The sequence below is a fragment of the Enterovibrio baiacu genome (assembly GCF_004120195.1).
Lineage (GTDB): Bacteria > Pseudomonadota > Gammaproteobacteria > Enterobacterales > Vibrionaceae > Enterovibrio > Enterovibrio baiacui.
In genome coordinates this window covers 68,179-93,552 of sequence record NZ_SCHN01000006.1, presented here as the reverse complement: position 1 = coordinate 93,552, position 25,374 = coordinate 68,179, and the positions used below count along the sequence as shown (strand labels likewise).

At 50.0% G+C, this 25,374-nt stretch carries 23 protein-coding genes; 5 read left to right on the top strand and 18 right to left on the bottom strand.

Annotated elements, in window-relative coordinates; all coding sequences use genetic code 11:
- Position 1 precedes the first annotated feature (1 nt).
- The 9 genes from EQP46_RS03050 to EQP46_RS03010 all read right to left on the bottom strand — a co-directional run bounded on the left by EQP46_RS03050 (position 2) and on the right by EQP46_RS03010 (position 10,084).
- Positions 2-661, bottom strand: a complete 660-nt coding sequence (locus EQP46_RS03050; RefSeq protein ID WP_129492252.1) for a DNA-binding transcriptional response regulator — start codon at positions 659-661, stop codon at positions 2-4.
- Between the two features lie 371 nt (positions 662-1,032).
- Positions 1,033-2,037: an alpha/beta hydrolase family protein gene (locus EQP46_RS03045; RefSeq protein WP_129492251.1), complete on the bottom strand. Its 1,005-nt coding sequence runs from the start codon at positions 2,035-2,037 to the stop codon at positions 1,033-1,035.
- Complete coding sequence (locus tag EQP46_RS03040; RefSeq protein WP_129492250.1) at positions 2,034-3,020, bottom strand: 3-oxoacyl-[acyl-carrier-protein] synthase III C-terminal domain-containing protein; 987 nt, start codon at positions 3,018-3,020, stop codon at positions 2,034-2,036. The genes EQP46_RS03045 and EQP46_RS03040 overlap by 4 nt, the downstream gene beginning before the upstream one ends.
- Positions 3,007-3,975 (bottom strand): transglutaminase family protein, encoded by a 969-nt coding sequence (locus tag EQP46_RS03035; protein ID WP_129492249.1) that lies wholly within the window; start codon positions 3,973-3,975, stop codon positions 3,007-3,009. Before EQP46_RS03035 ends, EQP46_RS03040 begins: the two co-directional genes overlap by 14 nt.
- Complete coding sequence (locus tag EQP46_RS03030) at positions 3,972-4,958, bottom strand: alpha/beta hydrolase (RefSeq protein WP_129492248.1); 987 nt, start codon at positions 4,956-4,958, stop codon at positions 3,972-3,974. Before EQP46_RS03030 ends, EQP46_RS03035 begins: the two co-directional genes overlap by 4 nt.
- Positions 4,951-6,498, bottom strand: a complete 1,548-nt coding sequence (locus EQP46_RS03025; RefSeq protein ID WP_129492247.1) for an AMP-binding protein — start codon at positions 6,496-6,498, stop codon at positions 4,951-4,953. Before EQP46_RS03025 ends, EQP46_RS03030 begins: the two co-directional genes overlap by 8 nt.
- Positions 6,479-7,489 (bottom strand): 3-oxoacyl-[acyl-carrier-protein] synthase III C-terminal domain-containing protein, encoded by a 1,011-nt coding sequence (locus EQP46_RS03020; RefSeq protein ID WP_129492246.1) that lies wholly within the window; start codon positions 7,487-7,489, stop codon positions 6,479-6,481. The genes EQP46_RS03025 and EQP46_RS03020 overlap by 20 nt, the downstream gene beginning before the upstream one ends.
- Positions 7,486-9,075 (bottom strand): AMP-binding protein, encoded by a 1,590-nt coding sequence (locus EQP46_RS03015; RefSeq protein ID WP_129492245.1) that lies wholly within the window; start codon positions 9,073-9,075, stop codon positions 7,486-7,488. Before EQP46_RS03015 ends, EQP46_RS03020 begins: the two co-directional genes overlap by 4 nt.
- A complete protein-coding gene (locus EQP46_RS03010) occupies positions 9,068-10,084 on the bottom strand; it encodes a beta-ketoacyl-[acyl-carrier-protein] synthase family protein (RefSeq protein ID WP_129492244.1) in 1,017 nt (338 codons plus the stop codon). Before EQP46_RS03010 ends, EQP46_RS03015 begins: the two co-directional genes overlap by 8 nt.
- 248 nt (positions 10,085-10,332) lie before the next feature.
- On the opposite strand from EQP46_RS03010, the gene EQP46_RS03005 reads away from it, so the two are divergent.
- Together EQP46_RS03005 and EQP46_RS03000 are read left to right on the top strand one after the other, a co-directional pair.
- Positions 10,333-10,701: a hypothetical protein gene (locus tag EQP46_RS03005; protein WP_129492551.1), complete on the top strand. Its 369-nt coding sequence runs from the start codon at positions 10,333-10,335 to the stop codon at positions 10,699-10,701.
- Positions 10,702-10,730: 29 nt separating this feature from the next.
- On the top strand, positions 10,731-12,065 hold the full coding sequence (locus tag EQP46_RS03000) for a type III PLP-dependent enzyme domain-containing protein (RefSeq protein WP_129492243.1): 1,335 nt from the start codon (positions 10,731-10,733) through the stop codon (positions 12,063-12,065).
- 92 nt (positions 12,066-12,157) lie between these two features.
- Here EQP46_RS03000 and EQP46_RS02995 read toward each other — a convergent pair whose 3' ends face one another.
- Both EQP46_RS02995 and EQP46_RS02990 read right to left on the bottom strand, forming a co-directional pair.
- Entirely contained in the window at positions 12,158-12,898 is a 741-nt protein-coding gene (locus EQP46_RS02995) for a LuxR family transcriptional regulator (RefSeq protein WP_129492242.1), read from the bottom strand.
- A 575-nt stretch (positions 12,899-13,473) separates the two neighbouring features.
- Entirely contained in the window at positions 13,474-14,397 is a 924-nt protein-coding gene (locus EQP46_RS02990) for a hypothetical protein (RefSeq protein WP_240671632.1), read from the bottom strand.
- A 336-nt stretch (positions 14,398-14,733) separates the two neighbouring features.
- Between EQP46_RS02990 and EQP46_RS02985 the strand changes: the two genes are divergently transcribed.
- The gene (locus tag EQP46_RS02985; protein ID WP_129492240.1) at positions 14,734-15,321 is read left to right on the top strand and encodes an acyl-homoserine-lactone synthase; all 588 of its coding nucleotides are present in this window, start codon (positions 14,734-14,736) and stop codon (positions 15,319-15,321) included.
- A 141-nt stretch (positions 15,322-15,462) separates the two neighbouring features.
- Here EQP46_RS02985 and EQP46_RS02980 read toward each other — a convergent pair whose 3' ends face one another.
- The 5 genes from EQP46_RS02980 to EQP46_RS02960 form a co-directional block, all read right to left on the bottom strand.
- The gene (locus tag EQP46_RS02980) at positions 15,463-16,125 is read right to left on the bottom strand and encodes a response regulator transcription factor (RefSeq protein WP_129492239.1); all 663 of its coding nucleotides are present in this window, start codon (positions 16,123-16,125) and stop codon (positions 15,463-15,465) included.
- Positions 16,126-16,178: 53 nt separating this feature from the next.
- Entirely contained in the window at positions 16,179-17,546 is a 1,368-nt protein-coding gene (locus tag EQP46_RS02975; protein ID WP_129492238.1) for a cache domain-containing protein, read from the bottom strand.
- A 218-nt stretch (positions 17,547-17,764) separates the two neighbouring features.
- Positions 17,765-19,048, bottom strand: a complete 1,284-nt coding sequence (locus EQP46_RS02970; protein ID WP_017010617.1) for a TRAP transporter large permease — start codon at positions 19,046-19,048, stop codon at positions 17,765-17,767.
- A complete protein-coding gene (locus EQP46_RS02965) occupies positions 19,045-19,572 on the bottom strand; it encodes a TRAP transporter small permease subunit (RefSeq protein ID WP_017002964.1) in 528 nt (175 codons plus the stop codon). The genes EQP46_RS02970 and EQP46_RS02965 overlap by 4 nt, the downstream gene beginning before the upstream one ends.
- Positions 19,573-19,630: 58 nt before the next feature.
- Positions 19,631-20,686 (bottom strand): TRAP transporter substrate-binding protein, encoded by a 1,056-nt coding sequence (locus tag EQP46_RS02960; protein ID WP_371734831.1) that lies wholly within the window; start codon positions 20,684-20,686, stop codon positions 19,631-19,633.
- A gap of 542 nt (positions 20,687-21,228) precedes the next feature.
- On the opposite strand from EQP46_RS02960, the gene pta reads away from it, so the two are divergent.
- Together pta and EQP46_RS02950 are read left to right on the top strand one after the other, a co-directional pair.
- On the top strand, positions 21,229-22,260 hold the full coding sequence (gene pta, locus EQP46_RS02955; RefSeq protein WP_129492236.1) for a phosphate acetyltransferase: 1,032 nt from the start codon (positions 21,229-21,231) through the stop codon (positions 22,258-22,260).
- A 241-nt stretch (positions 22,261-22,501) separates the two neighbouring features.
- Positions 22,502-23,293 (top strand): FRG domain-containing protein, encoded by a 792-nt coding sequence (locus EQP46_RS02950; RefSeq protein WP_129492235.1) that lies wholly within the window; start codon positions 22,502-22,504, stop codon positions 23,291-23,293.
- A 128-nt stretch (positions 23,294-23,421) separates the two neighbouring features.
- Here EQP46_RS02950 and EQP46_RS02945 read toward each other — a convergent pair whose 3' ends face one another.
- Positions 23,422-23,634 carry a nuclear transport factor 2 family protein gene (locus EQP46_RS02945; protein WP_240671630.1) on the bottom strand — a complete coding sequence of 71 codons (213 nt, stop codon included), beginning with the start codon at positions 23,632-23,634 and terminating at the stop codon, positions 23,422-23,424.
- Positions 23,635-24,004: 370 nt separating this feature from the next.
- Complete coding sequence (gene gltS / locus EQP46_RS02940) at positions 24,005-25,231, bottom strand: sodium/glutamate symporter (RefSeq protein WP_129492234.1); 1,227 nt, start codon at positions 25,229-25,231, stop codon at positions 24,005-24,007.
- Positions 25,232-25,374 lie beyond the last annotated feature (143 nt).

Here is a 25,374-nt window from a genome sequence, read left to right as displayed (position 1 = left end):
GTTAACCTATCACCAACTTAAAGACTAGGCTGGCAATAAAACCTTGAATTACACCCCTTACATCTTGAGATAGTAGATTAATGGTTTTTGGCTTTGCAAATTTAGATGCGTCTTTGTTTAATACGGCAGATATATATTCTTGCTCTAGTTGGAATATAATTTTTGTTGATGTGTTATTATCGACTAAATACTGGCGTATTCTTTTCCACTGTTCTGTTGGTGATGTGATTTTTCTCACTGTGTCATCCAAAGTATCTACCCATTGATCTGAGTCTATATCCTTGGATAAGACATAATCTGACATCTTGAAGTATTTATTGTATTTCGCATCAAATTGATGGCCGGAGAAAGCTATGACAACTTTTGAAGGATAGTGCTTTTTTATCTCTTGGATGATGTGCCCTCCCTCAAAAGGAGAATTAAAAGCTTTGCCAACACCTTTAATATCACAGATTACAATAGGGTAATCTGCCACAGATTTGATATCTTCAATATCTCTTAACACTCTAATGCTGAAACCATGATGACGTATTATTTCTTCATATTGAAGACCTTGGTCATCAATGCAGAGTATGTCGACTGCATTTCTCTTAAATTCAGATTCTCTATTTAAGCTGTCTAGCTCGCTTAATTCATGGGTTCTACCAAAAAACCAAACCATTTATTATCTCCAATTTTTATAAACAATCTATATTAAAATTTTATGATTGTGTAATTAATATTAAAAATCATCAGCTTTAAAAATTTTTTTTATTTTAATTATCATCTTCGGTTATAGGTAATAGGCATGCTGAATGACAGGTAAACTGGTCATCAAGCGCATCATGGTGTGATAATAAAGGCATATAGAAGTATGGCTTATTGATATGACTCATAATTTTGAACAATGAGTGGTAAAAAATGATGTTATTCAAGGGGATGGTTTCAGTGTGAGAGTTGTTCTTGTGGCTGGTTGTGCCAGGAACCAACACTAAGCACATCTATCCAGACATGCTTAGCGCCATTCAGTATTATTTCTCACCGACGTTCGTTCTAATTCGCGCCTACTAAATTCTCATCAAAAAACGCCACCAATTCGTTCGCTAACGCGGTTTGCTTGGGTGCGCGCTCAATCGGTTTCGGGTCTTTGCAGTTCTCCATAAAGAGGGAGAGCGGCCAAGGGCAGGATGGGAGGTACACATAATGGCCGGCATCTTCCAGCTCCTTGTGTGCCTTAATGTAGTTGTGCGATTGCGCGAGGGATTGCATGTCCGTCGGGCTCACGTATTCATCTAACTGACCGTTGGCAAGAAACACGGGTGGAGTGTTTTCTTGGTCTGCCATGTCCACAAGTTGCGTGTAAGCCGGTGCAAGCAATGCAATGGCGGATGCTGGAATGGCTGGGGTTTGGCTGCGAGCGGCGGCATTCGGTTCTTGTGCCAGAATCGCTTGAATGCGTTGCCCAAAGCGCGGGTTACATAACAAGATGTTTTCGCCGCGTGGCTGGGTTTCACAAAACGCGGGTTGCTTGTCGAGCACTGGCGGAAATGCAGTGCTGGTGAGCGCGGCATAGCCACCGAGGGAGTAACCCAGAATGCCAACAGGTAAGTTGCGCAGGGTGTTTTGTTCATCACTCGCGTAAAGCTGTTCGAGCAATAGCTGCAAGTGGCGCTGTCTTGCGACCATGGGGTCGTTTTCTACCAGGCCGCTGCGCAAACCTTTGAGATCGTCATGGGTGACGGCGGCGACCACATAGCCAGCGCGCGCCAGTTGGGCGGCATAAACACGCAATGTGCCTGCAGTGGCGGAAAACCCGTGAGACATCAAGATCACGCCTTTTGGTGGCTCCGCGTTCTCAGTGGGAACTTGCCACACTTGGGCGGTAAGTTCGGTTTGGCCTGTTGCATCTTCCACGGTGAATTTAGAGACCTGTAAACCTTTCTCTAGCGCGGGGTCGACGGGCGGGCGTTGCAGCAGAAAAACTGCCAACACGATAACGCCAAGCACGACGATAGTGGAAATCAGAAAAATACTCATTTTCTTCAATCGACCTCTCATTCAGTTTCCTTTCCTTTAGATATGCCGAAGAGGGTGGCACCAAATGAGGCACCAATACCTGCCGCAACTGCCAAGCAGGTGACGGTTTGGGGGCTATCTAACTCGTTATACAAATCATTGAGATTGACGAACAGATCACCACCGAAGCAGTGACCATATCGGGCGATGTTTTTGGTGTAAACCTTATCAATAGGGATGCCCAATTTTGCAGCCAATTTCTTCCATGTTTGTGCGTTCACGTTGTGTGGCAACACCACATCAATGTCTTCTCGGGTGAGGTTGGCCTCCGCTAAACAGCGATCGACCACTTTCTCGACGTTGATTTGGTAGAACGCGTTGTACTTCTCTTGAATACCGTCATTGGATTCAAGGTAAATCCCGCCGGAAAACTGGCCGTCGAACAAGGTCGCGACAGACAACACGGAGATATCGCTCGGGGTGCGGCTGAGTTTCACCATGTTGATGGTGTCTGAACTCAAGGCGACGGGGTTGACGCGCATGTCCACGTTGTCTGCAATGTCACCCGTGACCAACAAGATGTTGTTGAGGGCGCGGTTGCGCTCGAAGTATTTCATGAGCTGCATGGGCGTGGCGCATTTGGCGGCAGACGAGGAAAAGGGCAACCAATTGCTGTCTTCTGCATCGTCGTTGCTGAGTGTGGCGCGACTGCTTCGCAGCATGACGCGCTCGCCGAACACGCCGCACAATGCGCCGGTATGGTTATGTACCACGGCATCGTAAGTGTGAGGTTCAGTGGCCGGCGCAGTGCTGCTTTTCGCATCGTCCGATTCCACGTAGGTTTGCAACGCCTGTTGGTAATACTCGGTACAGGGTGTGTGATCGTAAAACGGCAGTTCGTTAAACCCATACCACTGGCTAAACACTTTGGCGGAGGATGCGCTCAGGAACAGCGCATCGTGGTCGTCCAACACATTCAGCACCCGCGGCGCGTCAGCCGTGATGTTGCGACTAATATAGAACATAGTCTTCCTTCCTTACTGACAGGGTTGAACGTTTGCCAAGGGTGGGTGATACGCTGATTTCACCGTCAGGCAAAAAGCGTTCGTCTTGCACCAGCAGTTGATAGCATTCGGCGAAGGCTTGCTCATCCAAAAAGTCGGTGGCGGCGATGCTGTCGAGCGCCTCTAGGTGCGGCTTGAACTTCGGCATCACGCCGGGTTTTGAATCGGTCAAATAGCCCCATAAATCGAACACATCGGCTTCGTATCGGCACAGGCTCGCCAAATCAAACAGCATGATTTTTCTCACGTACCACAAGCCCATTTGTGCATTGGGTGTTGTGCCGCTGAACCATTCTGCGCGCATGTTTTTATTGCGGATGTTGTGCCACGCTCGCGGGCCATTGATGAATTTCTTCGGATCAACGTCGATGGGGTTAATGCCCAGATCTTGGTGTGCCATCAAACGCGAGCTGCCGCGCGGCTCTAGGATCTTCCAGCGTCCCTCATCGAAATATTCCACCACCACATGGTCTGCCAGCGCGCGTTTTGTGTCGTAATACATGTGGGTGAAGCCAAAGCGAAGGCGAGCGGGCACGCCTTGGGCGCGAAATTGGCTACACACCAGCAGCGCCAAGTCGCGGCAGCGTCCACCCACAGGGGTGACGGGCGCTGAAGCGTCGCTGTTCAGTTCGTGGTAACGCGCGATGATGTCGTTCACCGAGCGCAATTCGAGATCGTCAGCGCGCTCTGGCGCCATTTTGTGAAACTCTGAATGGTTGTAGTGCGCGACCAACTCATTGGCCAAATCAATCGCGCTTTGTGGGTCAGACAAAATGTCGTCGCCATAGGCGGGGTTGAAGCGGCTCCAATCAGCAAACGCGGTGTAAGGCGTTGGGGTGGCGTAAACGTCATTGATGTTGGTCATGACGGTGCGTGCATCTTGGGCGTTAAGGGTTTGTGTGGTTGTTGAGCTCATCGTGTTTCTCCATGAATCAGACTGTCGAGAACCGCCAAGCATTCCTGCTTTACCGCGCGCTCGTGTTGGGATTGGGCGAACCCGCCGGTGGGCGTGGTGTTCGTGTCTTTGGTGACGGACAACGGAAGGTGAATGAAATCGTAGTGTTCACCTTTTGACAGCAAGTGAAGCTGCGTTTGTGACGCATCAAAAAAGGTTAAGTAGTGCAATGGGTCGCCAAACGTGGGGTGCGTGTCTTGCGCTGAATGAATCAGGTCCATTCGGGATATGGGTGCCTGGGCGAGCAACTCCCCCAAGCCTGGGGTAGCGGATAACCCCGGTGCCATCAGCAATAGGCGGTGTTGCCACTGTGGGCAATGGCCTTTTCTGACTGCGCGCACCAGCGGATATATGCCCGCGGAAAACGAGGCATAGCGAATTTCGCCTAAGGTCTCAGGTGTGACGGAAAGCCCTGTTAGCTGAGTAAATGCCTGCAAGATAGAGGGATAGGCCGCGTAAGCATCTTCAAGGGCGAGGGCGATTTTGTCCGGATCGTCACTCGGCTTGAGTTCAGGGTTGATGTAACACCCCACGGACATGACCCAATATCCTGCATTGGCGAGCGCTTCAGCTAAGTGAAACTGATCTAACGGCCCGCCGTTGAAGCCGGGGAAGATCAGGCAGAACTTGCTTACCTGAATATCGGGCTTGGCCTGAATGCAGCGTGCTTTTATCGCGCCGCCTTTGTGCGTGAGGTAATAACGCATGGGCTTGGCGGGCGCAGATGCATCGGCGTGTTCTGCAGTTTCCTCTTCCGGAGCCCAGATCGCCACGTTGGTCGGCTTGCCATCAATGGGCACGAGCCGATTAAACACACGGATCGCCTGTTGCCGTGCAGGCAGCGCATCAGTGGTCGGCTGCACCTGTGGTTGCAGTGGAATAGCAGACTGCATTTGGGGCTGAGTCGGGGTTAACGCCATCAAAGGCGTATCGTGATCAAACATGGCAGGCCACCTTTTCCATCAAGGCTTTCTTGTCGAGTTTGCCGTTTCGGTTCATCGGCAGCTCAGAGACGTTGACGAAGTGCGGCTGCACATAATTATCGTATTGGTCGCGGAATATGCGGGCTAACGCGGCTTCGCTGATTTTGGCGTTCACGGTGACCACCAACAGACGATCGAAGGTGGCTTCGTTGCTGTGGGAAAAAGGCGTGACCACCACATCTTCTGCCTGCGATTTTTCTTCGACAAAGGTGCGACAGGCCGCAGTGTTAAAGCGGTAACCCCCGATTTTAATGTCGTCATCTTGGCGTGCGATAAACACGTGGTTGCCGTCTTCTTCGATGCGAATGATGTCGCCCGTGCGGAAGAGATAGCCGTGTTCAGGGTGATAAGAAAAACGCAGCGCCGTTTGTTCTGGGTTCTTCCAATAAGCTTTCAGTACTTGTGGTCCGGCAATGTAGGCTTCGCCCGTGCCTGTTGCATGAAATGCGCCGTCGGCCTCGGTTTGAATCAATAAACGGTGTCCGCCGAACGGCCTGCCAAGGGGCATGTGTTGGGCGTACTCTTTGGTTGGGTCATACCAACACGCCATCATGGCGACGGTGCATTCGGTAGGGCCGTAATAGCTGTACACGGTGCAATTCGGTGCGGCGAGTGTCAGGGTGTGCAGCAATGAGGGTTGCACGGGTTCGCCACCGACAAACGCCAAGCGCAGTGCTGGGTATTGGCTCGGGTTCAACTGGCGGGTTTTGTTCAAATACGCCACGGTGGACGGCACGGATGCCCACACGCTTACCGCGTGGCGGGTGAGATACCCTGAGAAGTTGAATTTGTCGTTTTCACGCAGCACGGCAATCGCGGCTTGATTGAACAAGGCAATGAAGATTTCGTGAATGCTGAAATCAAAACTGAGCGGGGAAATGTGGCTCAGTACATCGTCAGCATGAATACCGAATTCGTCTCGCGTGGCTTCGAGGTAGTTGAGCAGGTTGTGCGTTTCAACACTCACGCCTTTCGGGTTGCCCGTGCTGCCTGAAGTGAAAATCAAATACAGATCGGGGTTATCTTGGCTGGGTGTAGCAAGCCATTCGCTGTTGGTTTCAAGCGGCGGTAAGGGTTGATTGAATTTCCCTTCACTCAAGGGCTTGCCGCGCGCGGCGACGAAGGTTGGGCAAGCGGCTTGCTGGGCGACGGAGAGCAGCCGTGACGAGCCGGTATCGTTAAGCGTGTCGGTAAAGAAGAAAGCCACGGGCAATTCGTTGATCAAACGCGCTAGGGAACGGTTGTCGATCTCCGCCGTCACGGGCACAAGGGTGTAGCCATACACCACGCTGAACACGTACATCACCACACTGGTGTAAGAACGCTCAGCGGACATGAGTATGTGTGTGCCCGTTGGCGTGCCTCTTGCCGCGGTGTTTAGCTGCGCGTGTAGGCATGCGGCGTCGTCTAAGACGTCGCGATAACGGTAGGTTTTATCTTGGTCGAGAACGGCAACGCGGTCTGCCGCTTCCACCATGATCTTATATAGCGTGTCTCTCATTGCGTAATCCTTCTAGCTGCATAACATCAAGCACACAGGCGCCGAACATCCCGCCAGCGCCAGCGGCCACGGCGAGAAAACGTAATGGGTTTTCAGCGGTGGGAGGTGTGTCTTCATGGGCGAATGCTTCAAGTGCATCGCTGAGGTTGATCACCATGTCATTGCAGAAGCAGTGACCTTCGGTCTGTATGTTTCGCGAGAACAAACGCGATTCAGACACGTCGAGCGATTGGCAAAGAAAACGCCATGATTTGATGTTGATGTTGTGTGGGAGTAAGTGGTCTATCTGTGACAGGGTGACGCCCGCTTTGTCTAACGCGCGATGGATCACCTGATGCATGTTCTGCCGATAGTTTTCTTCGTAGGCTTTGGTTTCGACGTTGTCGCCCCAAATGCCCCGCGCAAAGCGACGGTCGTAATGCAAATGCACGCTGCTCACCCGAATTTTCGGGGTGTCGGTGTGGCTCAATCGCAAGCTGGTGTTGCTGTCGCCTTGCACGGATAAGCCACGGGTGATGCGCATTTCTTTACTGAACGCGAGTTCGGTATTGTGAATGCAGTATTGACGCGGCGCAGGGGCTGAACGCGCAATCATGTCGAGTTGCTTAAACAGCGACACACAGCGGTTAGCGTTGCTTAACCCAAGCGGCGTGAGGTCGTGAATGCGCGCGAGTGCACGATCAACCGATTGCCCGAACTGCGCCCGCATTGCCCCAGTGTTGGCGCTACGAAGTTCTACATCGTTGCCGTATTCTGTGCTCGCTTCTTCCTTCGAAAGTGACACTAACGGCATCATGAGCGCCTCGTGCGGTTTGCCTTCGGGCAGCACATTGACGGTTTCAATGCCCATCATCTTTTTCAGAATGTGGGCGTTGAACGAGGAGCAGTGCACGGCGTCAAACTCATCCACCAACACGAGCTTTTTCTTCGGCCTGACGACGCGAATGGCGTCTATCGACAGGGCGACGCTGTTGTTATCTTCGAGCCTCATGAAGTTTCCGCCTCTGGGTTCACGTGCGTATACAGCTTCTTGTGGTCAATCTTCATGTTTTTGTTCATCGGCAATGGGCCGATATTGATCTTTAGCGGCAGGGCATAGCTGGGCAACGTGGCTGCCAATCGGCGACGAATATCGACTTCTTGCAGGTTCTCCCCAGAGATGAACAACACGATGCCGATGGTGGTGCCGTTGCAGGAATTTTTTTCGACCACGGCGAGGTTAGAGCACGGAATGGTTTGGCAAATCAGGTGCAGAATCTCGTTCTTTTGGATGCGATGTCCGCGAATTTGCAGCTGATCGTCGCCACGTCCGAGGTAGTGGTTCGGCTTGTTGGGTGAAAGCTCTACGTTGTCGCCCGTGCGGTAAAGCAGTTGCCCGCTTTGCGGCTCTTCGACCAGTTTTTCTCGGCAGACGCTGCCTTCGCGAAAGTACCCATCAAAGACTTGTGGCCCGCCAACAAGCAATTCGCCGCGTCCTTCTTGGCTGATGTGTCCTTCATTGAGCACGTAGAACAGGGTGTTATCCCAGGCTTCGCCGATGGTGAGCACGCCATTTCGAATGTCGTCTTGCTGCGGGTAGGTGATGTCTTTCCCTGAAACGGAAACAGTGCATTCAGTCGGGCCGTACAAGTTAAAAATGCGGCTGTTTGGGGCGAGGGCGCGCCAGGCTTGTTGAATCACTAACGTCAGCGCTTCACCGCAAATCATGGTTTTGCGAATGCGGTTGAAGGTGTTGCTGTTGAACTTGCGTAAGTGGTCTAAATGGTTGATGAAAGAGGGCACGCAAGACCAGAAGGTAACGCCGTGGCGTTCAACGAATTTGCTGACGGTTGCGGGGCTAAGCAAGTCAGATTTATCCGCGATGCACAGGCAGCCATGATTGTGGATGGGTAGGTACAATTCATGGATGTTGAAGTCGAAACAGACATCGTGGATCACGGAGAAATGCTCATCCTGTTCGACGCCAAAAAAGCGCGTGGCGGCAGACAAGTAGGCATCGAGATTGTGGCTTTTTATCGGCACAGATTTCGGCACACCCGTGGAGCCTGACGTTGACAGTATGTAGACGCACTCATCGAGGGAAAGGTGATTGTCTCCCGCGTTTTCAGGGCGCGAATGGGTGCGGTAAGACAAGTCTTCATCGGCAATCACCGTGAGGCTGGCACGGGCGGAAATTGGGCCCAGCTCACTCTCGGTGTGGGTGTCTGTCAGCAAGATGAAGTTTTGCCATTTACTCGCTTTGGCAATGGCGCGATCAAACGGTTCATTGAGTGACAGCGGCTCGTAGGGAATGCCTTCCAGCCCAAGTAAAAGGTTGAATATGTTGGCAAACAGTGGCGATCGTGAGCAGGTCAAAATCGGCACGTTTTTCTGAATGCCACCGTGTGCATCTAGCATGTCGCGAAGCTGGCTGGCGAGCACCAACAAGCCGCGATAGCTGTAGGTTGAACCACGATATCGCACCGCGGGTTTATCGCCAAATTGGTCGATGTTCGCCACGATGGTGCGTCGCAGTGCTGTGCTTTTTTGCATTGAGTCGTGCGCGGTTACACGCTCATTCGAGGGAGTGTTAGTCATAAGACGGGTCCTTATTGGTATCGGTCCGTTTCAGCGTCACGCTTGAGAAGAAACCACCCACACCCGCGGTCACACACAGGAAGTAATCGGGTATCGGGTGAGGTGGCGAATGGGGGGCGTCGTATTGTTCTGCAGAGTCTTTTTCTACAGAGAGTTGCGCGGCATGGCGCTGTTCGAGCAATTGCAGGTTGATGAAGGCATCGCTGCCGTAGCAGTGTCCGTGGTCAGCCACGCCGTCGGTGAAGAAGGAAAGTTGTGGGTTGTTGAGTTTCTTTTCGATGGCTTTCCAGGTGTACACATTGACATTGTGAGGCACGATGGCGATGCGACTTTCTGCATCTAACGTCAGCCCAGCCAATGATTGTTCGATCAGTGCAACAATCCGATCTTTATAGGTTTTCTCGTAAACCGAATGCTTTTCTTCGTCTTCCCACGCGCCGCCAAAATGGGCGGGGTAAACCTGCGATTCGTAACTGATCAATTGGTAGTCGCCCGCTGCGCTGTCATCCAAGCAAATCGCACTGCGTGCATCGCCTGTGACGGTTGAACCGGGAATGTCTTTGAGGATCGGCGTGAAGCCCGTATCGCAGGTCACGATAACGTGGCGTTTTCTCGCCGATGCGTTGCTGTCTGCGTGTTGCTGACGGCGGCGATACAAGTCGATGACTTTGAACGTGGACGCGCAATTGCAGGCGGTTGAGCCAAACAGCGCGCCATTTCCGCGACTTGAACGGTTTAGCGAGCGCAAGCATGACTGCCCAAAGGGATACACTTCCTGCCCTGTGTGGGTGTAGGTGAGTGCGTCGGATTCCAGCAGCTCGGTTTGCTGACAAAAGGCGTCTTGCATCAAATATTGCTGCGGCGACAGTTTAGATACTGGCGTTTGTGCAATGCGGAATATCTTCTTGATGATGCCGACATAGCCGGCGTCATAGCCGAGATGGGAGAGGGTCGTTTCTACAGGCTCTCTGTTGGTTGCTGTGTCCGACCAGTAATTCAATTGGGTCATAGTGCCTATCCACTTGCGAACGTATGACTCACATTGTTGTTGGTTATTTGTTCTTCACCCAGCTGTCAATTCTGACAGTTAGCCCCATTCCTTCGATATGCGATGGTGTATAGCACAGTGGGAATTTCCCCATCCCGCCTTGATGCGCGTTTGCTTCTAAAACCGGCTGAGACCCCTTCAGGTGAGTGATGTTAAGTGCGCGAGGAAAGGTGACAGCGTTATACCAAGGAGGATTTATGTTTAGGTCTATGTTCAACACCCTAATGAAGAAACGCTACGTGCTCGCGCTTTTGCTGGTGGTGCCGTTTGCGAGTGCCAAATCCAGCTTCGATAAAGCGGAAGTGCGGAACATGTTGAACGGCCATGAGCTGTCTGGCAGCCCGTGGGTGTTTGAGGAAAGCGATGAAATTAACCATTTCATGTTTCTGCGCGAAGAACGTAATCAAGAGTATCTCGAATACTTTGTTTACATGAGCTTACGCGCTGAAAAGGCATGCCATAACGTGCTGAGCCTTATCACGATCAACACCAATAACGATGAGTTGGAATCGGTAGACATGGTGCACCACGCCCCTGCAAAACGCTGCCTGACTTACGTTGAGTTTAAGAATCCGTAAAGGAAAGCACCCCGAATAGGACGTTTAAGATGTTAAAGACTTCGATGCCTCATACGCCATTTTATGTGTATGACCAAGCTGGGATTCAGCAGCAATGTGATCGCTTAAAAACCGTGACTCTGCCGGATGTCGCCACTGTATTGTATTCCCTGAAAGCTAACCCAAATCCGTCGCTGGTTGAGACCATTGTGAACCAAGGGCTAGGCTGCGATGTGAGCAGTGCTTTTGAGCTAGACGTGGCACTTTCAAGCGGTGTTGCGCCGAAAAACATTGGGTGTGTTGGCCCCTATAAATCTACACGACTTCTCACCGAATGTGTGCGAAATAACATCGCGTTTGTTGCTGTAGAAAGTGCCGAAGAGCTGGTGGAGCTTGGAGCGCTAAAAAGGCGCTATGGTTCGGACACGGCGATCTTATTGCGCTTAAACCCGAACGTGGAAATCTCTGGCGGTTCAATGAAAATGGGCGGCGCGGCATCGCAATTTGGTATTACGGAAGACGACTTGCCGACCGTGTTGGCGCTCGCCAAATCCCACCAAGTCGCGATTTCTGGCGTGCACATTTACGCCACGACGCGGGTGCTCGACCCTGACAGTTTTATCGCTAATTTTTCGGCGCTGTGTGAGTGCTTGATTGATCTGCAAACGCGTTTTGCATTGCCGCTTGATGCGATCAATTTGGGGGGCGGTTTTGGCATTCCTTATTACAAAGGGGAAGCGGCACTTGCCGTCGAGCCGATGCGAGAGGCTTTGTTATCTTTGCAGCAGAACTTGATTGAAAAAACAGGGGCGACACGCCTGTTTTTCGAAAGTGGTCGCTTTATCGTCGGCGAGAACGGCAAGGCCGTGATTCAGGTGAAATCCATTAAGCAGTCGGGCGGCAAAACCTTTGTGGTGTGTGATGGCGGCTATAACCTGTTTCATGGTGCAACGGCGTTTGCGAACTTGATGCGAAAACCGTATTTCATCAATAAAGCAACGCGCTTGAACGTGGCTGAGATTGCATGCGCGGCGTTGCCAAATCGTGAGAACACAGCGTGTGGTGAAGCTCTTTCAGGAACAAAAGCAGAAGCACAGCGATACACCCTTGTAGGCCCGCTGTGTACGCCGTCTGACATCATTGCTGACAAGTTTGATTCTGCACCGCTCGCCGTTGGGGATTACTTGGTGGTGCATCAAGTGGGCGCGTACGCGATCACCAGTTCCCCTGGGCTGTTTATTGGCCACGGTTTCCCGGCTGAATATTTGGTGACGCCAACCGGGGTTCAACAAGTGGGTAAGCAAGATTCCATCGAAGAGATGAAGCGCAGATACACAAACATCGAACAGGAAATGGCTTCAGAATCGCTGCGACGAGTGAGCTAATGCGAACGTTATGCGCAAAAACGCGGAGCCTTTGGGCTCCGCGTTTTTCGTTGTGCGAGGGGAAGGCGAGAAACGCCTTTTTCACCGCGCTGCTATAGATTGGGCTTGAGTAATCCTTTTTTAACCGCTAGGGCAACCGCGTGTTGGCGGTTCGAGGCAGCGAGTTTTTTGGTGCAGTTATTCAGGTGAAACAACACGGTTCGTTCAGACACATTGATGATCTTTGAAATTTCCCATGCGGTTTTCCCTTCACTTGCCCAAAACAGACAATCGGTTTCTCGTTTGGTGAGAGACACTTCTTCGCAGTCTTGGTTTTTGATCTTCATGGTGAGGTAGCACTCAAGAAGATGGGTGGCGAGCGTGTGTGCGAAAGGGATGGCGGCATTGAGCTTTTCGCATTGGTTTTCAACATCCCCAATGGCCATGCTGAGCAAGACAAAATCCCCGGATGCAGATTTGATCGGTACGGTGAACCCATTACACAGGCCATATTGGCTGGCGAGTGCCATCAGTTCTTGTTGCTGAGGCGCTTGAAATTCTTCACGTTGAACAAGGGAATCCCAGCGTATCGGTGCTTGCTGCGTCATGATGTAGCTCACCACAGGATCGACACGTTGTTTATTCTGTTGAAAATATTTTTCTAACCAAGGTGCTGGATAATTAGTGAACGTATGAATGACGGGCGCATAAAGTGATTCTTGCTCAATGACACCAAATAAATAATAGGGGAGTTCAACGAGTTCACAGAATTGTTCGCACAAAGATTCAAGCTGTTCTTTATTTTTTACATCGTTCAGTTTTTCAATAATGGTATATAGCTGATCGGTATCCATAAATACTACATTTTCATCCTTGATGTGAAAGGCTGAGTGAGGCGAATTAGACATCGTTATCGAGTGAGGGCGATACGGTTTGCGGCGACGTACTTGTGCCACGGTTCGCTCTAACGCTTGCTGTATCAAGTTATCAATGCACTAAAACATAGCACTGCGTTCCAGAAACGGTCAAACGAAAGGCCAGTTTTTTGGGCGGTATTGGATGCATTTTCCATATTGAATCTAAAGTGAGAAAAATAAAGTAATTGCTCTTGTCGCTTTATTAGAATGTCCTGACGTGTGATAGGGAAATATCAAGAAAAGAATGAGATCAAAATTTGGTTATTTTTTAATCATTACTGTCATTGGAATTAAATAATGTGCACTGAGTGTGAGAAATATAATAGTGCTGCTGCCAGTTTTAATTAAACATGAGTTTAATCTGTTTATATCTATTTAGATGAAGGGGTTAATATTCGTGGGCAAAACGAAAGGATACAGAAGAGACGCTCAGTGTGGTGGCGTGGTTTTACTCACTTCAATTCTCTGTTTTCTATTCATAAAATCGAAGTGAGCATTCCAAGGCGTGGAGATCAGACATCTATTGCGCTTGCTTCATCCATATATTGGATTTTACGGCGCATTTGGATCAGTACACCTGCATCAAAACTGTGGGTGGATGTTACCTGCCAACCAAAAAGGCTCGGTACTGCTTGTGCTTGCTTTCCAAACGATGCAGTCAACGGCTGAAAGGTTGGCAATTCGGTTAATGCGACATAAGTTCGACATTCATCCACGGTGTTGGCGTTCGCGAGTTCACAAAAGAAGGCGTAGTCGCACAGGGTGACTAAGGTGCTTTGTCCGCCACGGGCGAGTTTGTTCTGCAATTGAACAAGGGCATCGGCACTTTCTATTTCGATGGCGCAGCATTTCTCTTTGATTGCGTTTAGCTGAGGGTCGCACTGGGTCAGGCCTTTCTGGATGGCCACAATCGTATGCTTGGTTAACGTGTGATGAAAGGTACTTTCCGCACCAAACCCTGATAAAAAGTGATCGTATTTCACCCCCTGACCTTGGCTGTTCATCGAAATAAAGCAGGTTGTCCAAGGCCTATGGTGCTTTTCGAGCATGGCGGGACCAAAGAAAATCGATTCGCTTTTTGGGCTCAAAGTGGGGGTCGTTAGGGTGTAATTCTCTGGCTCATGAGCTTCGACCGCCAAAGCGCTGTTCATGGCGTCCGACAACTGGGGGAAGCAGACCAAATCAAGCTCCCATGTTTCTGCGACTTCTTCCAGTTCACTGCTCTTATAGGAATGACGATGAGGTGGGGAGGAGATATAAAGACGACGCTGATGCGCCGCAGGCTTCACGCGTTCTAAAGACGCGAACATGGGGTCACCTGCAAAGCCGCTATAACTCGCAATGAGCTGATTCTTTTCGAACATCAACCAAGCAACGCCGTTACGACTCGAAAGCGCTTTCGCCTTGTTTAATGCCATGACTAATTCATCTGGCATTGCGTTTTCCTCTTGTGAAGAACTGAGTATCGTCTGCGCAAATGCGCGTTTTCTATTTGGATTATCCAAGGTGTTCTATTCCTGTTTCCTCACGCGATTTTGCCGCGCTTTTGTATAGTCCAACCATAGAAAAATGCTGCCTAAAAATCCCCTGTTACAAGTGATAGGGAGGGGGTTGTATCAAGATAAAAATGCTTTTTATCAACAAGATAAAGTGTCCAGATTTATGACTGTTATTTCCGACAGCTTACCGATGTCGAGGGGCTGCCATAGCCTTGAACTCGTTCTCAAGCAATCGCCTTAAACGATTACCACCGACAAGTTGAAGGAATAACCATGAGCCAGCTAATTACCCTGACACCAGAATCAAAATTCAATAATCCTGCTGTTCTGAACAATATCTTCCGTCTACGTCATCGCAGCTTTTTGGAGCGCTTAGGGTGGGAAGTCGATTCAACGCAAGAAATGGAATCAGATAACTTTGATGAAATGGATCAAACCAGTTACGTCGCACTGACGGAAGAAAACCAAGAAGTGATTGGTTGCTGGCGTGCCATGCCAACACAAGGCGAATACATGCTGAAAGACGTGTTCCCCCAATTGCTGCAAGGCGAAGAAGCGCCAATGGAAGAGGGCGTTTGGGAAATCTCGCGCTTCACGACGTCGAAAGAGAGCTACGAAAACACCAACGGCTGGTTCGGCAACAACGCCCTGACACTCATCCGTTCGTTCTACGATTTCGCCCAAGAAAACGACATCCGCGCTTACGTGCTTGTTACCACCGTCGGCTGCGAAAGAATGCTCCGCTCACTCGGCCTAAACATGCGCCGCATGGGGGATGGAAAATCCCTAAAAGTCGGTAAAGAGCGCTCAGTTGCCTTACGCTTGGAAGTGGATGAGAGCTTGAAGATCAATATTAATTGAGCTCATTAACAAACAGATGCTAATGCCGACATGCTTCTCTTTTGTTCCTACTTTTATGTCGTCTTTACAAAAAGAAATCCCGCCTAGTTGGCGGGATTTTTTCTTCATTCTCATCACTGTTTAATCCTCAACCTTCAATCATCACCCAACCCCATCAATCAGCCCGGCTTGCACGGCATAAGTGATCATTTCGGCGGTGGAGGTAATGTCGAGTTTGTGTTTGATGTTTTGGCGGTGGGTTTCGACGGTTCTGACGCTGATGTCGAGTTCTTGGGCGATGTGTTTGCTGCTTTTCCCTTCGGTGACGAGCAGGAGTACGGTGATTTCTCGGCGGCTGAGGACAGATTTTGTAGTGGTTTTTACAGGGCTCTCTTCTGGGGTGTTGAACAGGGCTTTGCTGGCGGATTGACAGAAGTAGCTTGCGCCGGAATGCACGGTTTCAATGGCTTTGACCATTTCCTCGGCGGAAACATCTTTCAGGATGTAGCCGGACGCGCCGCATTGCATCACTTCCAGAATGTATTCGCGGTTGTCGTGCATGGTGAGCATGAGGATTTTGGTGTTGGGATGTTCTTGCTTGAACAAAGCGGTGGCTTCTAGGCCGTTGAGGATCGGCATAGTGATGTCCATGAGCACAACGTCAGGGTCAAGCACTTTGGCTTGTTCGAGGGCTTCAACGCCGTTGCTGGCGGTGCCGACGACAGCAATACCCGGTTCGCTTTCCAGCCTTGCGATAAAGCCTTCGATGACGACGCGGTGATCATCTACCAGTAATACGCGAATGTCGTCTGTGTCTTGGCGCATGGCTTATCTACTCCTGTAAATCCTTGAACACCCAGATCCCGTAACGTCCCTGATTACACGTCTTTGGTGATTACTGATAAGTCTAACAACACCATGATTTCCGTGCCGTTTGCGGTGCTAGAACTGATTTCCAGATCACCCCCAATGAACTCGATGCGCTCTCGCATGTTGCGTAAACCAATGCCGCGACCTTTCAGTGCGTCTGACACTTTAAAGCCAATGCCGTTGTCTCGAATAATGAGTTGAAGGCGCTCGCCAAGCTGTGTCACTTCAAGCTCAACAAGGGAACTGCCACTGTGTTTTTCAACGTTCACCAAGGATTCTTGCACCACGCGATACAAGGTGGTGACCACATCCGGGGGCAGGGTGGCATCAATTTGGTCGAGGTGAGTATCGACTTGAACATTTGTGGCTGACGCAAAGTCAGTGGCGAGGCTTTCTAGCGCCGCGGTCAGGCCGATGTCATCAAGTGTGGTTGGGCGAAGAGTACGAGACATTCGGCGCACTTCACTGATGGCCATCACCAAGGAACGTTCACTCTTTTGAAGGTGGGTGAGTTCGCTGTCTTCGTTTCGATAGAGTACGCTTTTGGCCAGCAACTCCAAGTGGCATTTGGCAGATACGAGTAGCTGATTAATGCCGTCGTGCAATTCGCGTGAGAGGTGTTTTTTCTCGTCTTCTTGCATCATGACAGTGCGGTAGGCGAGTTCCCTGAGCCGCATATCGGCAATGCGGTGTTCGTGTAAATTCACCGCCAACGCTATCACGATCATGATCACTACAGAGGTAATGAGCACCACAATGATGGCGAGGTAAGTGGTGTTGATACTGGCTTGAACCGACGTTTTTACTTCCTCTATTTGATGACCAATGTCTTCAATGTACAAGCCCGAGCCGACCATCCATTTCCATTTGGGCAACCACACGGAATAGCTGAGCTTGGGCACGATTTCATCGGTAGACGGTTTGTGCCAAAGGTACTCATGAAAACCGCCACCTGCTTTGGCGGAGGCAATCAGGTTTTGGATCAGAAAATCTCCGTTTGAATCTTGAAGGCCAATGAGGTTTTGGCCTTCAAGCTCCGGCATGATCGGGTGAACAAGGTTGTAGCCGTTTTCATCGTAAACAAAGAAGTAGCCGTCATCGCTGTAACGCATCTCGCGCAAGATCTCTAGTACCTGCAGCTTGGCCTCAGCGTCATTCGCATCGGCGTTATCGTATATGTGCTTGATGCTTTGTGTCGCGAGGTTCACGTAATCTTTGATCGATTGCTCACGGGAAGAGAGCATGCTGGCACGAAAGGTGGAAACCTCTTTCACTCCCAATGACTCCGCTTGCTGAATGGTGATCCAGCCAATCATGTAACTGATGACAATCAGCGGGATCACCGTCAGTAAAATGATTTTAAGTTTGAGTGTCATCCACTGCTCTCCCTGCGTGACCACCATGACTCCCCTCAGTGTAGAACCCTTTTTGTAGCGTTTGTGGCGACTTTCTACTGCGTTATCGGCTTCTCATGTAGGCCTGCTACACATCGAAGCCTCCGCCTTGTATAAAGCCGCCACAAACTGTTGCAAGAATTACCAATATTCGTCAAGCCATAGGCGATACTCGCGAAGGGTTTAGCTCGTCTCCAACATCAAAACCCATACAGTTCTGGCAAGAGCAAAATACTGGCAAGCACCGCCACTTGGATAAAGATAAAGGGCATGACACCGCGGTAAATGTCCCGCGTTGTTATCCCATCAGGGGCACAGCCTTTTAGGTAGAACAAGCTGAACCCGAACGGCGGCGTTAAGAAGGAGGACTGTAAGTTCATCGCAATCAAAATCGCAAACCACGTCATGTTGATGCCCATCAGCTCCGCAACAGGGGCAAGGATCGGCACAATGATGAAACAGATTTCAACGAAGTCGATAAAGAAGCCCAACAGCAAAATCACGAGCATGGTGATGATCAAAAATCCCCATTTTTCACCCGGCAGCGCCAGCATCCACTCTTCAACCAAATAGTCGCCGCCCGTGTAGGTAAACGCCATGGAAAAGGCGGTCGCACCCAGCAAAATACCGAACACCATGGCCGTCACTTTGACGGTTTCAAAGGCACTGTCATACAACAGCTTCCACGAAAACTGGCGATAGATCAGAGACAGAAGAATCGCGCCAATGCCGCCCAAAGCAGCAGACTCTGTTGGTGTCGCAATGCCCGCGAAAATTGAACCAAGCACCACGATGATCAGTGCCAGCGGCGGAATGACCGCTTTCAAGGCTTCGATGATTTCTTCTTTGCGTGATTGGCCTTCAACGGGCTCCATGGCTTGCGCGGCTTCAGGGTGGCGAAAGGCGAAATAGAGGATGTAGAGAATGTATGCGCCGACCAGCATTAAACCCGGCCAAACGGCTGCTTGGAACAAATCGCCGACGGGAATGCCGAGCACATCGCCAAGCAGGATGAGCACGATAGACGGGGGAATGATCTGCCCCAAGGTGCCGGACGCACAAATAGTGCCGCAGGCGAGGCCTTTGTCGTATTGGTACTTGAGCATGACAGGCAATGAAATTAAGCCCATTGCCACGACAGATGCGCCCACCACGCCGGTTGATGCCGCGAGCAAACTGCCCACTAACACCGTTGAAATGGCAAGCCCACCGCGCACGCCACCAAACAGGCGTGCCATGGCTTCGAGCAATTGCTCCGCTAGACGTGTTTTCTGCAGCACAAGGCCCATAAACACAAACAGCGGCACCGCCATAAGTACGGTGTTTTGCATGATGCTCATGATCCGAAACGGCATGAACGCGAAGATATCGAGACCTTCCGCCCACACACCGAACAGCAACGCAATGCCACCGAAGGTAAAGGCAACAGGAAAGCCGATCAGCAAGGCAAACAGGGCGACAACAAACATGATAATGCCAATCATTGGAGACTCCCTGATACGGCTGGGCGAAGAAGACGCGAGAGGGCGTTAAGGATTAACCCTAACCCGGTGACGGCGATAAAGAAGAAGGAAAACGGGATCATGGCTTTGATGATCCAGCGATGTGGCAAACCACCGGGGTCGCCACTACTTTCGCCAAGCTGCAAGGACTCATTGGCGAAGTCAATGCCGAAATAAACGATGAGAATGGCAAACGGCATCAGGAAAAGGACACAACCGAGCAGGTCGACCAGCGCCTGCGTTTTCTCGCTCCAGCGTTCATACAGCACATCAATGCGCACGTGTCCGCCTGCTTTCACGGCGTAAGGCACGCCCAATAGAAAAACGGCAGAAAACAAATGCCATTCCATTTCTTGCAGTGCGATAGACACGCTGTCGAAGGCGTAACGCATTACCACGTTGTAAAATACATTGAGCATCAATAAGAGAAATAAGGAACTGGCTATCCAACCGAGCGCGTCGGCGATGCGGTTTATGAGCCGTTCCAGAACTATCAGGCTTTGCATAAGACATCCTGTTCAAGCAAAACGAAAAAGGCGCCGAACAATTGCTCGGCGCAAAAGGCTACTCAGCGGTCTGCTGACTGTTGAGGTATGCCTTGTCTGAAATCGTGGTCCAGCGGCGGGCTTTCTTGAGGTATTCCGCTTGTGAATCGAGAATTTTCTTGGCTTGTGCGTCGTTTGCTGCGTGTTCAGCGAGCAAGGCATCGTTGGCGGTTTTCATGGCCGTAAGCACAGATTCTGGGAACTGCTTCACTTGGATATCGGGGTACTCATTCAACATGGTTTCCCACGCTTCTGCACTGGCATGGGCGTTTTGAATATACATGTCGTAAGAGGCAGTGCGCATGGCAACGCGCAGGATTTCTTGCAGATCTTCTGGCAGCCTGTCCCAGCTACGTTTGTTGAACAGGAACTGCAATTCCGTTGCTGGCTCATGCCAACCTGTGTAGTAAAGGGGGGCAACTTTGTGGAAGCCCATGCGCAAATCAAGACCTGGGCCAACCCACTCAAGAGCATCAATCGTGCGGCGTTCTAGCGCTGTGTAGAGTTCGCCCGGCGCAATGTTGGTTGGGCTTGCCCCAAGTTTGGCAAGCACTTCGCCCGCAAAGCCGGGAATGCGCATTTTCAGGCCATTCAGATCATCAACACTGTTGATTTCTTTTTGAAACCAACCGCCCATCTGCACGCCAGTGTTACCGCCAGGGAATGATAGCAAGTTGTGCGGGGAATACACCTCTTCCATCAGTGCCATGCCACCGCCGTGGTAGAACCATGCGTATTGTTCAGAGGCGACCATGCCGAATGGCATTGTGGTGAAATACAGGGTATTCGGGACTTTTCCTTTCCAGTAGTAAGAGGCGGAATGTCCCATGTCGTACTGGCCTGCTTTTACCATGTCAAACACACCAAACGGTGCTTTGTGCTTGTTTGATGAGTCGATACGGATTTGAAGACGACCGTTCGACATCTTCTCAGCCATCGCTGCCATATTCTTGGTGGCATCACCGAAGATGGGGAAGTTTGGCCCCCAGGTTTCCGCCAGCTTTAAGCGATAAACCTTGTCGGCAGCAAAAGAAGAAAAACTTGCTGTCGTAAGCAGTGTGACCGTGCCGAGCATGAGCAGCACTTTTTTCGCGGTTGAGGTAACAGTGATCATGATTCACATCCTTTTGATCGTTGCGTTCGACCTCAAGAATGCGAAACATCTTGTTAACAAAATAGCCGTGTTACTTCGCACGTAGCACGACAAAAGAGAGGGGGCTGGTGGCGCAGAATCTCCGTATATCTACGTAAGGGTTTTGCTGATTCTTGTTGCAAGTGGTTGATTGTGGATTTCTGCACCTCGTCTATACCCCGTAAAAACTACGTAGTTTCCGAAGCGCGAAAATCCCGATATTTTAATAGGTTATGTGATCTGGATTTAACAGAGGTTTAACGCGAAGGGTGGAAGAACCCGAAACAAATGCACACCTTTGAAAAGCATAAAACCGCAAAACGCTCTTCGCTTCGGCTTCTCTTTCTTTGCATTCTTCTCCCTCATTTGTGTTGACCTTGTGTGAAAAAATGGTTATTAATTGCTCGTTATTTTAATTTGTGAAACGATACGTTTCATTAATTGATATTCATTGTCGTGAATCGACACTCACTGGACGGTGCAGCATGAAAGCCATGAACAACATCATCGAGAAAGCAAAGGATCGGCATTCAAGAATCGTGTTGTGTGAAGGCGAAGACCGACGGGTTTTACACGCTGCATTTGAAGTTCAAACGCGCGGGATTGCCAGCATTATATTGGTGGGGAACAGAGCGAACATACAAGAAACCGCCGATGCCGCCGACATTCCTCTTGATGATTTTGACGTGATTGACCCTGATGTCAGCCCATTGACGGATGATCTCGCTGAACATTACTTTTTATTGCGCCAAAAGAAGGGCATCACGCGTGAGCAAGCGTTAACCGAAACGCGAAAACCCATCAATTTTGCCAACCTCATGGTCGCAAAGGGCATGGCGGAAGGCTCTGTGGCGGGCGCAACGCACACGACGAAAGACGTGGTACGCAGCGCGATTCAAATCATAGGGTTAGACAAAAAAGCTACCATCGTATCCAGTTTCTTTTTGATGATGCTGTGTCAGCCCTTCCACACCTTAAAAGGTGGTCTGATTTTTTCTGACTGTGGCTTAGTGATCGACCCTACCGATGAAGAGCTGGCAAACATTGCACTGGCGGCTGCAAGGAGCGCTGAAAATCTGCTGATGGTTGAGCCTAAAATCGCGATGTTGTCCTTCTCGACCAGTGGCAGCGCGCAACATGAATCTGTCAGTAAGGTGGTGCGGGCATCGCAGTTGGTGAAGCAACAAGCCCCCAACATCGCCATTGATGAAGACGTGCAGCTAGACGCGGCAATTGTTGCTGACGTTGCCAAAAAGAAGCTGCCGAATTCCAACGTGAAAGGGCAATCCAACGTCCTGATTTTTCCAAATCTCGAAGCGGGGAACATTGGTTACAAACTCGCGGAACGCATTGGTGGGGCAGTGGCGATTGGCCCGTTATTACAAGGCTTGGCAAAGCCTGCGAATGATTTATCGCGGGGGTGCAGTAACGACGATATCGTCAACGTGATCGCGGTGACGGTGATGCAAAACGAATTGGCATTAACCGACAGTAACAGGGTGAAAGGTTCGCCATAAATAACAGCAAATGATCCCTTGTTGGGGCTTGATGCAGCAAAGCAGATGCAGACCATTGACGACGTGCACGTCTGAATTTGATATTTGTTCCGATAATTGGAATAAATAATTTCATTAAATGTCTATATTCAATCAGTGAACATTTTCAACACTGACGATTACCGCAAGTTCAGCACTCACTGTGATAGTGAGAGCAAGGACGGACAACCATTCGAATTGGCTTTTCGATAACGAGGGTTTCATGAAACATATCAACTATATCGACTCTTTATCCAAATTTACGGCTGCCATTGAAGACGTCAAAAAACAGCATAAAACGGTGTTGTACCGAGGCCAGCCTAACATTCGAAGTAAGTTGCTCCCCCAAGCGGCGCGAAGCATAACGAAGTCCAGTGACATTGAAGCCAATATGTTGGCCGTGATTAATCTTTATGGCCGCGATTACATTGATATGGAAAACCCAACAACGTGTCAGTTGTTGGTTGAAGCGCACAATGCAGGGCTAGAAACGCGCTTGCTGGATTGGAGCGTCGACCCGTATGAAGCGCTGTGGTATGCCTGCCACAGCCCTGGCTCTCAACCTCATGTGTATATGCTGATCGCAGAAGACATCCCGACACTCGGCATTAACGAGAACCCGTTCGAGATAGAACAACTGCACATCATGCCCGTGAATCCGAATTCCCCGTACAAAAACAAGCGCCTTACCGCGCACCCGTCGCGGTTAGAAAACGGCGAGCCGGTATTCACCGCCTTGGAAGACGAAGAGGGTCTGCAATCTTTGCTAACGGAATTGCCAATCATGCCGGATTTGAAAGACAAAATTATTTATGAACTGAATGAAATGGGCATTAACGAGCACTCGATTTACAACAGCCTCTATGGCCTATGCCGACACATCAACCTGATGTATGACAACAACCAATGCAGCCGCATCACCCCTGAAGATGCAGACTTACCGGCTGATGCATCCGCAGACGGCGACTTAAAGCAATTCAAGAAGAAATACGTGCCTGATTTTGACTTTGATTGAGGGCGTTTTTGAAGGGCCAAGAAAGAAAAAAGAGAAGGGCGACCGCATGGGTCGCCCTTTCTGAATTTGGTGTTGAGTGAAGGGTGCGTGTACTAATCACTCTTAAACATTATGGTATGTCGCTAATACTAACTTGGAATGGGTAGATTGTGCGCTTTGAGGAAGCTCAATTTGTCCCAATAACCGCGCTGGAATACAATTAGACCGTTTTCAAATTGGAAGAAACCGCAACCACGCAACCCAATTGGATCTTTCCACTCTAAGATAGCCCATTGGCCATCCTGGAAAATATTTTCAACAATGCAAACCATTTCAGCAGCCGCAAACTCGTTTGTGAACATCTGTTTAATTGCGCCTTCACTGTAAAATTCAGTAATTAAATCAGCATCGCCTTTGTTGAACGCTTCAACCCACTTTGAACAATTTGCTTTGGTTCCATTACGTTATTACCCGCACAAAAAACACTTATATTTCAATATTTTTGATTTTGAATGTTATCGCAACAAAATGCTCTGCCTAGAGTTGAGTAACCTAATGCCAAAGCCACCACACACCGCTTTAATCACTAATTTCATACTCTGACGAGGTTATCTTTCTAGAAAGTACATAACTGGACTCACAGGATCTACAGTGCCATCAAAAGGGACTTGGATGTTTGAGAAAAGTGCGAAGCACCACCGCTCCCTCAAGAGAGAGCGGCAATAAGGCTCATTAACCAATAATGGTCAACGTCGCCTGCAGGATAATCAGGTTAACGATATCAATGAAGAACGCGCCGACGATCGGCACCACCATGAAGGCTTGTGGTGAGGGACCGAAGCGGTTGACGACGGAACCCATGTTCATGACTGCGGTTGGGGTTGCACCTAAGCCGAAGCCGCAGTGACCGCTGGCGATCACGGCGGCATCGTAGTTACGTCCCATTACGCGATACGTCACGAAGTAGGTGAATGCAGCCAACATCATGGATTGAACAATCAGGATGATGAGGAAGGGCACAGCCAGATCAAGAATGTTCCACAGTTTTAGGCTCATCAATGCCATGGCAAGGAACAGTGCGAGGGATACCGTGCCGAGTATATCGACGGTTTCCACGTCCATTTTTTGCACTTTGGTGACTTCCACCACGTTGGTGATCACCACGCCGATGAACAGCGCATACACAAAATCGGGGATCATCAGCCATGTGATGCCGAAGCTGCTTACCCATTGTTCGAGGTACTTTGCGCCAGTTACGCAGATCAGCAAGATGAACAGGGTTTCGATGACCTTTTTCGCCGTGACGTTATCTTCTTCGTTCTCGCTGTATGTCACGAGTTCTGGGAATTGGTCGTGGGTTTTGTTCGTGGTGCCGTATTGGGATTGCAGTTTGTTTTTGTCGATCAAACGCTGCGCCACAGGACTGCCAATGATACCGCCCATGATCAAACCGAAGGTGGCGGATGCCATCGCGATTTCCAGCACGTTATTCATGCCGTAAACATCTTGGAAGGTTTGTGCCCACGCCGCCCCTGTGCCGTGTCCGCCAGACAGGGTAATAGAACCTGCAATTAGTCCCATGAGTGGGTCTAGGCCGAGCGCGGTAGCGAGAGACACACCAATGCCGTTTTGGATCATGATGTAGAGTGAGGCGACACCGAGGAAAATGAAGACTTTCGCGCCGCCTTTAATCAGCTGTGTGTAGTTAGCCGCGAGGCCAACGGTGGCGAAAAACATCAGCATGAAAGTGTGTTGCAAAGGCAGGTGAAAATCGAGTTCTATGCCTCTAAAGTGCAAGACTGTAATCGCACTGGCAACGACTAAACCGCCGACAATCGGCTCTGGGATGTTGAATTTTTTGAGTACAGGAATTCGTGCGTTGATGAAGTGGCCGAGGAACAGCACAAAAATGGCGATCAGAAATGATTCAAGCGCACCAACAGAAATTAATTGATTCATAAAGCCTCTTAAGCCTCAACATCCTCCTTAATGTTTGAGTGCGAATTGTTCTTTGATTTTACGGGTATGGAGCTTAAAAACGTGGCATCGGCATCCATTGCCGAGTATGCAGATTTGCTGCAAGGGCGACGTTATCTCACATT

Bases quoted from the DNA above. Each gene is read 5' to 3' on its own strand.
- EQP46_RS03045 (WP_129492251.1), bottom strand. From the start codon at position 2,037: ATGAGAGGTCGATTGAAGAAAATGAGTATTTTTCTGATTTCCACTATC.
- EQP46_RS02965 (WP_017002964.1), bottom strand. From the start codon at position 19,572: ATGCAAAGCCTGATAGTTCTGGAACGGCTCATAAACCGCATCGCCGAC.
- EQP46_RS02945 (WP_240671630.1), bottom strand. From the start codon at position 23,634: ATGTTCACAAACGAGTTTGCGGCTGCTGAAATGGTTTGCATTGTTGAA.
- EQP46_RS02995 (WP_129492242.1), bottom strand. From the start codon at position 12,898: ATGGATACCGATCAGCTATATACCATTATTGAAAAACTGAACGATGTA.
- EQP46_RS03000 (WP_129492243.1), top strand. From the start codon at position 10,731: ATGTTAAAGACTTCGATGCCTCATACGCCATTTTATGTGTATGACCAA.
- EQP46_RS02960 (WP_371734831.1), bottom strand. From the start codon at position 20,686: ATGCTCGGCACGGTCACACTGCTTACGACAGCAAGTTTTTCTTCTTTT.
- EQP46_RS02950 (WP_129492235.1), top strand. From the start codon at position 22,502: ATGAAACATATCAACTATATCGACTCTTTATCCAAATTTACGGCTGCC.
- EQP46_RS03030 (WP_129492248.1), bottom strand. From the start codon at position 4,958: ATGTTTGATCACGATACGCCTTTGATGGCGTTAACCCCGACTCAGCCC.
- EQP46_RS03005 (WP_129492551.1), top strand. From the start codon at position 10,333: ATGTTCAACACCCTAATGAAGAAACGCTACGTGCTCGCGCTTTTGCTG.
- EQP46_RS03050 (WP_129492252.1), bottom strand. From the start codon at position 661: ATGGTTTGGTTTTTTGGTAGAACCCATGAATTAAGCGAGCTAGACAGC.
- EQP46_RS02980 (WP_129492239.1), bottom strand. From the start codon at position 16,125: ATGCGCCAAGACACAGACGACATTCGCGTATTACTGGTAGATGATCAC.
- EQP46_RS03020 (WP_129492246.1), bottom strand. From the start codon at position 7,489: ATGAGGCTCGAAGATAACAACAGCGTCGCCCTGTCGATAGACGCCATT.
- gltS (WP_129492234.1), bottom strand. From the start codon at position 25,231: ATGAATCAATTAATTTCTGTTGGTGCGCTTGAATCATTTCTGATCGCC.
- pta (WP_129492236.1), top strand. From the start codon at position 21,229: ATGAAAGCCATGAACAACATCATCGAGAAAGCAAAGGATCGGCATTCA.
- EQP46_RS02975 (WP_129492238.1), bottom strand. From the start codon at position 17,546: ATGACACTCAAACTTAAAATCATTTTACTGACGGTGATCCCGCTGATT.
- EQP46_RS03025 (WP_129492247.1), bottom strand. From the start codon at position 6,498: ATGAGAGACACGCTATATAAGATCATGGTGGAAGCGGCAGACCGCGTT.
- EQP46_RS03040 (WP_129492250.1), bottom strand. From the start codon at position 3,020: ATGTTCTATATTAGTCGCAACATCACGGCTGACGCGCCGCGGGTGCTG.
- EQP46_RS03010 (WP_129492244.1), bottom strand. From the start codon at position 10,084: ATGACCCAATTGAATTACTGGTCGGACACAGCAACCAACAGAGAGCCT.
- EQP46_RS02970 (WP_017010617.1), bottom strand. From the start codon at position 19,048: ATGATTGGCATTATCATGTTTGTTGTCGCCCTGTTTGCCTTGCTGATC.
- EQP46_RS02990 (WP_240671632.1), bottom strand. From the start codon at position 14,397: ATGCCAGATGAATTAGTCATGGCATTAAACAAGGCGAAAGCGCTTTCG.
- EQP46_RS02985 (WP_129492240.1), top strand. From the start codon at position 14,734: ATGAGCCAGCTAATTACCCTGACACCAGAATCAAAATTCAATAATCCT.
- EQP46_RS03015 (WP_129492245.1), bottom strand. From the start codon at position 9,075: ATGACTAACACTCCCTCGAATGAGCGTGTAACCGCGCACGACTCAATG.
- EQP46_RS03035 (WP_129492249.1), bottom strand. From the start codon at position 3,975: ATGAGCTCAACAACCACACAAACCCTTAACGCCCAAGATGCACGCACC.